Here is an 8,800-nt window from a genome sequence, read left to right on the forward strand (position 1 = left end):
GGCGCGATTTTGTCGACCACGCCGAGGCCGACATCGCGGGCCAGGCGCAGCGGCGAGAGATCGTTGGAGAACAGGCGATTGAAGGCGTCCATGGTGAGTCCGGTGGCGACACTGTCGAAGCGGCGCCAGCGTTGGTATGCCTTCAAGACATCGAGCGAACCGATATCGCGGCCGAGCGCGGCGGCATCGACAATCACGTCGGCGAGCGCGGCGGCATCACGAAGTCCGAGGTTCAGGCCCTGGCCGGCGATCGGATGAATGCCATGCGCCGCATCGCCGGCGAGCGCCAGCCGCGGCCGCACGAAATCGCGCGCCACATGAAAGCGCAAGGGGTAGCTCCAGCGCGGCCCTTCGCTTTTGACCGGCCCCAAATGATCGCCGAAGCGCGTCGCCAGTTCGGCGTTGAACGCCTCGGGATCGAGCGCCAGGAGCGCGCGCGCGGCATCGTCGTGCTCGGTCCACACCAGCGATGAACGGTTGCCCGGCAAGGGCAGGATCGCGAACGGGCCCGAAGGCAGAAAATGTTCGTAGGCCGTACCATTGTGCGGCCGGGCATGATGAACCGTGGTGACGATGCCGTGCTGGGCGTAGGACCAGCCGACCACCCCGATGCCGGCCTCGCGGCGCACCATCGAATCGCGTCCGTCGGCGGCGACGATCAGCGCCGCGGTCAGATCGCGGCCGTCGGCGAGCCGGGCGGTGGCAGCGGCGGCCGTTACGTCTACCGCGCGCACCGAGGCCGGCGCGATCAGGCGGATGGCGGGCTGGCGGGCAACGGCGGCGTACAAGGCGCGGCGGATGGCGCGATTTTCGGCAATGGCTCCGAGGGCGCGCCCGATTTCCTCACCGTCGAAATGCAGCGAGAACGGCGACGGCGGGCGGCCGAGCGCCGCATCGGTGACCAGGATCTGCTCGATCGGCTGCGCGTCGGGGGCGAGATCGTCCCACGCGCCCAGCGCCTGGAACATCCGTAAGGCGGCGTAAGACAAGGCGGAAACGCGGCCGTCGAATGCCTCCTGGGCGGCGGTGGCCGGGGTGACCGGATCGGCGACCGCGACCGTGAGCCCGTCGCGGGCCAGCGCCAGGGCCAGACTGAGGCCGACGAAGCCGCCGCCGGCGATGATCACATCTGCGTCCATACCCTGGCTTCCCATGCCGCCCGCCAACCGTCAATGCCTATTTTTTAGGCGCCAAATATTCGCTGTACAAATTTTGTGCGTTCTTTGCTCCGTAGGCTGCGGCAACTTCCTGTCGCGATGGAAATATTCTTTCTAAATCAGCGCCTTACCTCTGCGCACCGAGTCGGCACGGTTCTTGATGAAGGACAGCGACGAGGCCAAACAGCGGGAAGCAGCGATGAAACTTATCACGGCGATCATCAAGCCGTTCAAACTGGATGAAGTGCGCGAACAGCTCTCGGCCCTGGGCGTCCAGGGGATGACCGTCACCGAGGTCAAGGGCTATGGGCGCCAGAAGGGGCATACAGAAATCTATCGCGGCGCCGAATACGCCGTCAGCTTCCTGCCCAAATTGAAAATCGAAGTCGCGGTCAAATCGGAGATCGCGCCCGCGGTGCTCGACGCCATCACCTCAAAGGCCAAGACCGGCCAGATCGGCGACGGCAAGATTTTCGTCACGGCCATCGAACAAGTGGTGCGCATCCGCACCGGTGAAACGGACGGCGACGCCCTTTGAGGCGCGCGCGTGGTTGGCGTTCCAAGAGCGCTCAAGGGATCTAAGGGGACTATTATGAAAGGAACGAACATGAAGAAGCTGGCGCGTGGTGCGCTTGCGGGAATGGCAGCCCTTGTTGCCATGTCGGGCGCCGCGCTCGCCGCGGGTCCGAAAATCGACACCGGCGACACCGCCTGGATGCTGACCTCCAGCGCGCTGGTGTTGCTGATGACCATCCCGGGCCTCGCCTTGTTCTATGGCGGCATGGTGCGGCGCAAGAACGTGCTCGCCACGATGGCGCAAAGCTTCGGCGCCACCTGCCTGATTACGGTGTTGTGGTACATCATCGGCTATTCGATCGCCTTCACCAACAACGCCGATCCCGAAGCCAACAAGCTGATCGGTGGCTTCGGCTATCTCTTCCTCAAGCCGATGGGCCTCAATGCGCAAAGCGCGCTGGCCGGAACGATCCCTGAATCGGTCTACATGTTCTTCCAGATGACGTTCGCCATCATCACCCCGGCGCTGATCGCCGGCGCGCTGGCGGACCGCATGAAGTATTCCGCCTTCCTGTGGTTCATGGGCCTGTGGCTGATCTTCGTCTATTGCCCGATCGCCCATTGGGTCTGGGGCGGCGGTTGGCTCGGAACCAAGGGCGCCCTCGACTACGCCGGCGGTTCGGTCGTGCATCTGAATGCCGGTACCGCGGCGCTCGTCGCCTGCCTGGTGCTCGGCAAGCGCAAGGGCTACGGCACCGAGAACATGGCGCCGCATAATCTCGTCTTGTCGGTGATCGGCGCCAGCCTGTTGTGGGTCGGCTGGTTCGGCTTCAATGCCGGCTCGGCCGTGACCTCCAACGTCAACGCCGGCATGGCCGCCGCTGCAACCCAGATCGCCACCGCTACCGCGGCGCTCTCCTGGTCGTTCGTCGAATGGCTGATCGCCAAGAAGCCGTCGGTCCTCGGCCTGATTTCGGGCGCGGTCGCCGGCCTTGTCGCCATCACCCCGGCCTCGGGCTTTGTCGACGCCACCGGCGCCTTCTTCATCGGCCTCGCCGCCGGTGCGGTCTGCTACACCTCGGCAGTGTGGATGAAAAAGTGGCTCGGCTACGACGATGCGCTCGACGCCTGGGGCGTGCACGGTGTCGGCGGCGCGCTCGGCGCCATGTTGACCGGCGTGTTCGCTTCAAAGGCGATCAATGCGGCTCAGGCGCCGAACGGCGGCTGGCTGATCGACGGCAACTTCGCCCAGATCGGCATCCAGGCGATCGACGTCGCCGCGGTGTTCGCCTACTCCGGCATCGTCACCTTCGTCATCCTCAAGCTGATCGATCTCGTCATCGGCCTGCGCGTGTCGCCGGAAGTGGAAGTCGAGGGTCTCGACATCAACCTCCATGGCGAAACGGTCCACGGCTGACCGGATACTGTCTCCTCCAGAGAAACTGGGCGCTCTTCGGAGCGCCCTTTTTTTGCTTTCTGCCCTCGCGCGCGAGGCGATCTTGTCCTTGGCACATGGAGCGTGGGGCAGAAATGCCTACTCCGGCGGACCCTCGATGATGAGGCCTTCCTTGTGCAGCTGTTCGGCGACGCCGGTCGAACGCAACAGCGAGCCGACGTCGGTGACGAGCACGACCTTGCCCGGCTGGGCGAGCGCCTCGTGGATCACCTTCAGGTAATCGGCGACAGCGCGCTCGTTGAGCTTGCCGTAGCTCGACACCTGCTTGGCGCAATCGGCGAAGCGGTCGGGAACGTAGTGCGCCTTGATCTGGCGAAGATTGCCGGTCGCCCAGGCTTCGGCGAGCAGCCGGTTGTGCGCCGTGGCCTGCTCGGTATAGGCGACCGACGCTTCCAGGCAGGTGACTTGCGCTTCGACCGGCAGGCGCAGCAATTCCTTGACCATGGCGAGCGCGCCATATTCGCCGACCAGCTTGAGCGGCACCTTGTTCTGTCTGGCGAGACGCTCGACGGTTGCCATCGGCTCGGACGTCTCAAGCGCCCGCGCCTTGTTGTAGGCGGTCAACAGTTCGACCGCGGTCAGCACCGGCGGATCGTCCTCGTACTTTTCGGCATCGATTTCGAGCGCCGTGCGGGCAGCGACGAAGCGCGCCCGGAGCGGCGGCGGCAGGGAGTCTTCCAGCTTCTGGTCGCCCGGCATCGACAACAGGCTGCGATGGGTGACGAGGAACCAGCTGGTCTCGAAGAAACCGGCGGAGGCCTTCGGCGGCACCAGCACGGCGCGGGCGCCCTTGATGATCTCGGCGAGGTGGGTGCTGTTCCAGGCGAGCCCCTTGGGCATCGGCGACACCGTGCCGAGGATCCAGATTTCGGACTCGCCCTTCTTGATGTGCCACAGCGCCGGACCCTGGCCTTGCGCCGAGACCACGACGGTTTCGTCCGGCGCCCAATCCGTCACCGGCGGAGGTGGCGTCTCGGCCGCGGCAGCGACCGTCAAAAACGCTATGGAAGCCGTTACCGCTAGAATCCGCCGCATCGTCCCCTCCCGAATCGTTGGCCGTGAGTTGACCACACTAATATGGCGTAGCCCTCTCCGGCCGATCACATTCGCGACAGGAATTTCAGGCGGTCACCCGGTCGGCGTCGCTGATCAGCGCCTGCATCGTCTGGCCCCATTCGGCGTCGTAGGTGTCGTGATACGACGGGCAGGTTGCGCAAACCCCGGGCTTGGCCGAGATCGGCATCATCAAGCGGCGGAAACGGACATAGGCCTGGCCGGCATAGATGTCGAAGATCGAGCTGTCGCGGACGTTGCCGGTGATGAAGGGCACATGGTCGGGCACGTCGGCGACCACCAGGCTGCAGGGATGGACGTTGCCGGTATAGCCGACGATGAAGGCGTAATAGGGCATCTGGCACGGCATGGTGCGCGCGTTGACCTTGAGGCCGACGCCTTCCATCACGCCGCCTTCCGAGTGGCCGACTTCCATCATGTTGGCGTGGCGGATGCGGATTTCGAGCGGCGAGCCCTTTAAATTGATGGCGAAGCGCACGCCCTTCATGAAGACGTCGATCTCGGGCGTCAGCGCCAGCTTCTTGGCCTTGTCGAGGGCGCGCCTGAGCGCTTCGCATTCGTCGAACGGGCGGTCGGTCGACAGATGCACGGTCATGTTGATGACGGTGAGGCCGCATTCCTCGAGCAGCCTGAGGCTCTCGATGTTGAGATAATCGCCGTTGGTGAAGATCGCCAGACGCGCCCGCGGCAGCCGAAGCCGAGCATAGCGGATGCGCTCGGCAAGATCGTCCATGTGCATCATCGGCTCGTTGTGGCCGACGAAGGAGACGCGCCCCATGTAGTCGATCTCGGCAAGCTGATCGATCAGCTTCTCGTACACCACCTTGTCCATGAAGACGTTCTTGGAGCGGCGATCGTTGACGAGATTGGAGCAATAGCGGCAGAGCCGGTTGCACTGGGTCGAAGTTTCGATGTCGACCTTGCGCACGGCGCTCTTGAAGGCGAGCTTTTTCTGATGCTCGGTCAGCGCTGCGGTGAAATGCAGCGTCGACAGCACCTGCTGGTTCTTGATCAGGAAGGCGGGCTGATGCGGCCCGGTATCCTCGGCCGGTGTCAGCGCGGCGAAGGCGGCGTTGATGGCGCGCCGGCGCGTCTCATCCTGGGAATAGCCGAGCTGTTCGATCTGCGTACAGATGCGATAGGCATCGGCAACCCAGCCGCGGTCGAACAGGACGTAGGCGTAATTCAGAACGGCATCGATTTCGGCGCGCGGATGAGTTTCCGCCGCTGGCGCACAAGCATCCATCCTCAGACTCCAGATATATCCGGGATCAGTGCGTCTTCGCAGAACGCGCCAGATGCGCTTTTCCCCCCGTCATTCCTTCTAGGTGCTTTGAACGAACATTCCGTTAACTGTACTGGGAAATGCTCGCGCTCTGCGGGTTCTTACGGCCGCTCGCACCTGCCGTGGCGCGGCCGGTTGCATTAAGACTAACGTCATGACTCAATCGCCCGTTTCCAACGAGTGTCACCCGTGATCTTCCCCGGCCGTCTCTCCGATCTTCCGCAAGGGTCTTTTGCCAAGCTGGCGCTGCTGGTGGAGGGCGTGCCGCCTGGCGGTTTGGAAAAACCGATCAGCCTGGCGGTCGGCGACCCCAGGGGGGAGGTGCCCGGTTTCGTGCGTGAGGCGCTGCTCGCCCACGCTGCCGAATTCGGCCAGTACCCACCGATCGACGGCACCGCCGAATGGCGCGAGGCCGCGGCCGGCTGGCTGAACCGGCGCTTCGGGGCCAGGATCGATGCCGCCACCCAGGTGCTGCCGCTCAACGGCACCCGCGAGGGCCTGTTCCTGGCGCCCAAGATCGTCACCCCGGACGAAAAAGGCGGCGGCCGGCCGGTGATCCTGCTGCCCAACCCGTTCTACCAGTGCTACGCGGCGGCGATTTATGCCGCCGGGGCCGAACCGGTTTACGTCCCGGCGCGGGCGGCGACCGGCTTCCTGCCCGACTTCGCTTCGCTGCCGCTGTCAGTGCTGAACCGCACCGTGGCCGCCTATTTCTGCTCGCCGTCCAATCCGGAAGGCGCCGCGGCCGGCGAAGCCTATTGGCAAACACTGTTCGCGCTCGCCGATGCCTTCGATTTTACAGTGTTCGCTGACGAATGTTACGCCGACATCTATCTCGACACGCCGCCGCTCGGCGCTTTGTCGGTCCGCCGCGCCCCGTATGAGCGCCTCCTCAGCTTCCATTCGCTGTCGAAGCGCTCCGGCCTGCCGGGCTTGCGCTCCGGCATCGTGGCGGGCGATCCCGCCTTGATGGCCCGCTTCCGGGCGTTGCGCAATTATGCCGGCCCGCAGGTGCCGCTGCCGATCCAAGCCGCTTCGGCGGCGTGCTGGAATGACGAGGACCATGTCCGCAAGAACCGCGCGGCCTACGCCGAGCGCTTCGAGCTGGCCGAGCAGATTTTGGGCGCCCTGCCCGGTTTCACCCTGCCCAAAGGCGGCTTTTTCCTGTGGCTGGAGGTCGGCGATGGCGAGGCCATGGCGCTCAAGCTGTGGCGCGAGGCCGGGGTCAAGGTGCTGCCCGGCGCCTATATGGGCCGCGAAATCGTCGCCGAAAAACCCCGCACAAATCCTGGCTTTCCGTACATCCGGATCGCCCTCGTCAACGATTTATCAACCATTCGTGCGGCATTGGTTAAGATTGGGTCTATCTTGAGCGAAGAGGGACCATGAGCGGCGCACGATCGTCGGGAGTCTACCAGCCGCGCCGCAAGGGAGCGTGGTTGTCCGAGACCTTGGCCGATGCCCGCCGCAAGACGGCGGAGCTGTTGAAGCTGGCGCTGTTCCGCGGCGCCGGACTCTTGGTGCTGGTCGGGGCGGCCGCCGTCCTGGTGGCACTCGCCAGCTACAATCCCAACGATCCCAGTTCCGACACCGCCACCAGCCACGAGGCGACCAATCTGCTCGGGCCGTTCGGCGCCACCGCCGCCAATATCCTGCTGCAGTATTTCGGGTTTGCTTCCCTCGTCTTCCTGCTGCCGCCGATCGTCTGGGGCGCCCGCGCCATGATCGGGCTCGACCTCAACCAGGCGATGCGCCGGCTGATCGCCTGGCCGTTCGCCACAATGCTGACCGCGGCCGGGCTCGGTATCCTGCCAAAGCCCGACAGCTTTGGCGCTGGCGGCAATATCGGTATCGCGGCCATGCAGATGGCCGAACGTCTTGGCGGCGGCTGGGGCCAGCCCTGGGTCGGCTCGGTGCTGCCGCTGCTTCTCCTCCTCGCCGGTCTGGCGCTGGCGACGCTGGCCGCCGACATCAAACCGCGCGCCATCGCCAGGGGCAGCTTCCATGTGCTGGCGTTCGGTTATTGGCTCACCAGCCTGTTGAAGGTGCCGGAAGGCAAGCCGCCCAAGCGCCGCGCCGAGCCGCGGCCGCCGCGCATCGTCGCCGACGAAGACGATGATGTTGAAGACCAAGACGACGACGAGCCCGAACTGCCGCCCGATCCGGCGACGCCGCCGAACGTCAACCGCGTCAAGCGCGACGACCCCAAGAAACCCGCCGCCAAGCGCGCCAAGCAGCAGCCGGCGCTGTTCAATTCCGGCGAATACGAATTGCCGCCGCTGACGCTGTTGTCGGAACCGCAGCACCGCAGCGACGAAGCCGCCTTCTCCGACGAGAGCCTGGAAGAAAACGCCCGGATGCTGGAATCGGTGCTGTCCGACTTCGGCGTCAAGGGCCGCATCATGGCGGTGCGTCCGGGCCCGGTGGTGACGCTGTACGAATTCGAGCCCGCCGCCGGCGTGAAGTCGAGCCGCGTCATCGCCCTCGCCGACGACGTCGCCCGGTCCATGAGTGCGGTCGCCGCGCGCATCGCCGTGATCCCGGGGCGCAACGTCATGGGCATCGAGCTGCCCAACCAGACCCGCGAAATGGTGGTGTTGCGCGAGCTGCTTGCCTCCGGCGATTTCGAGAAGGCGCGGGCGCCGCTCATCCTCGCCCTCGGCAAGACCATCGGCGGCGAGCCGGTGATGGCCGATCTCGCCAAGATGCCCCACCTCTTGATCGCTGGCACCACCGGTTCGGGCAAGTCTGTCGCCATCAACACCATGATCCTGTCGCTGCTCTATCGGCTGCCGCCGGACCAGTGCAAGCTGATCATGATCGATCCCAAGATGCTGGAATTGTCGGCCTACGACGGCATTCCCCATCTTCTGACCGCCGTCGTCACCGATCCGAGGAAGGCCGTCGTCGCCCTCAAATGGGCGGTGCGCGAGATGTTCTCGGCCTCCGACTATGAAAAGGCGCGCGCGCCGCTGACCCTGGCCCTGGGCAAGACCATCGGCGGCGAGCCGGTGATGGCCGACCTGGCCAAGATGCCCCATCTTCTGGTCGCGGGCACCACCGGCTCAGGCAAGTCGGTGGGCCTCAACACCATGATCCTGTCGCTGCTCTATCGCATGTCGCCGCAGCAATGCCGCCTGATCATGATTGACCCCAAAATGTTGGAACTGTCGGTCTATGACGGCATTCCGCATTTGCTGGCGCCGGTGGTGACCGACCCCAAGAAAGCCATCGTGGCCTTGAAATGGGCGGTGCGCGAAATGGAAGAGCGCTATCGCAAGATGTCGAAGCTGGGCGTGCGCGGGGTGGAAG

6 protein-coding genes and 3 pseudogenes are annotated in these 8,800 nt (G+C 64.9%); 6 read left to right on the forward strand and 3 right to left on the reverse strand.

Annotated elements, in window-relative coordinates:
- The coding region (locus AC1P6P_RS11180; RefSeq protein WP_481402521.1) for a UbiH/UbiF/VisC/COQ6 family ubiquinone biosynthesis hydroxylase at positions 1–1,139 on the reverse strand (1,139 nt) is incomplete at its 3' end.
- Between the two features lie 217 nt (positions 1,140–1,356).
- On the opposite strand from AC1P6P_RS11180, the gene AC1P6P_RS11185 reads away from it, so the two are divergent.
- Both AC1P6P_RS11185 and AC1P6P_RS11190 read left to right on the forward strand, forming a co-directional pair.
- Positions 1,357–1,695, forward strand: coding sequence for a P-II family nitrogen regulator (locus AC1P6P_RS11185; RefSeq protein WP_481402522.1), 339 nt, complete (start codon positions 1,357–1,359; stop codon positions 1,693–1,695).
- A gap of 54 nt (positions 1,696–1,749) precedes the next feature.
- Complete coding sequence (locus AC1P6P_RS11190; RefSeq protein WP_481402523.1) at positions 1,750–3,090, forward strand: ammonium transporter; 1,341 nt, start codon at positions 1,750–1,752, stop codon at positions 3,088–3,090.
- A 117-nt stretch (positions 3,091–3,207) separates the two neighbouring features.
- Here the strand turns inward: AC1P6P_RS11190 and AC1P6P_RS11195 are convergent, their stop codons facing one another.
- On the reverse strand, positions 3,208–4,164 hold the full coding sequence (locus AC1P6P_RS11195) for a TraB/GumN family protein (RefSeq protein ID WP_481402524.1): 957 nt from the start codon (positions 4,162–4,164) through the stop codon (positions 3,208–3,210).
- Positions 4,165–4,249: 85 nt separating this feature from the next.
- A complete protein-coding gene (locus AC1P6P_RS11200) occupies positions 4,250–5,449 on the reverse strand; it encodes a radical SAM/SPASM domain-containing protein (RefSeq protein ID WP_481402525.1) in 1,200 nt (399 codons plus the stop codon).
- 228 nt (positions 5,450–5,677) lie between these two features.
- On the opposite strand from AC1P6P_RS11200, the gene AC1P6P_RS11205 reads away from it, so the two are divergent.
- The 4 genes and pseudogenes from AC1P6P_RS11205 to AC1P6P_RS11220 all read left to right on the forward strand — a co-directional run.
- Positions 5,678–6,877 (forward strand): aminotransferase class I/II-fold pyridoxal phosphate-dependent enzyme, encoded by a 1,200-nt coding sequence (locus AC1P6P_RS11205; RefSeq protein ID WP_481402526.1) that lies wholly within the window; start codon positions 5,678–5,680, stop codon positions 6,875–6,877.
- Positions 6,874–7,380: pseudogene (locus tag AC1P6P_RS11210) on the forward strand (DNA translocase FtsK 4TM domain-containing protein); the annotation flags it as partial. The gene AC1P6P_RS11205 and the pseudogene AC1P6P_RS11210, both read left to right, overlap by 4 nt.
- Before the next feature lie 180 nt (positions 7,381–7,560).
- A pseudogene (locus tag AC1P6P_RS11215) lies at positions 7,561–8,424 on the forward strand (DNA translocase FtsK); the annotation flags it as partial.
- A 36-nt stretch (positions 8,425–8,460) separates the two neighbouring features.
- Positions 8,461–8,800 (forward strand): annotated as a pseudogene (locus AC1P6P_RS11220) (FtsK/SpoIIIE domain-containing protein); the annotation flags it as partial.

This window comes from Rhizomicrobium sp. (genome assembly GCF_056722145.1).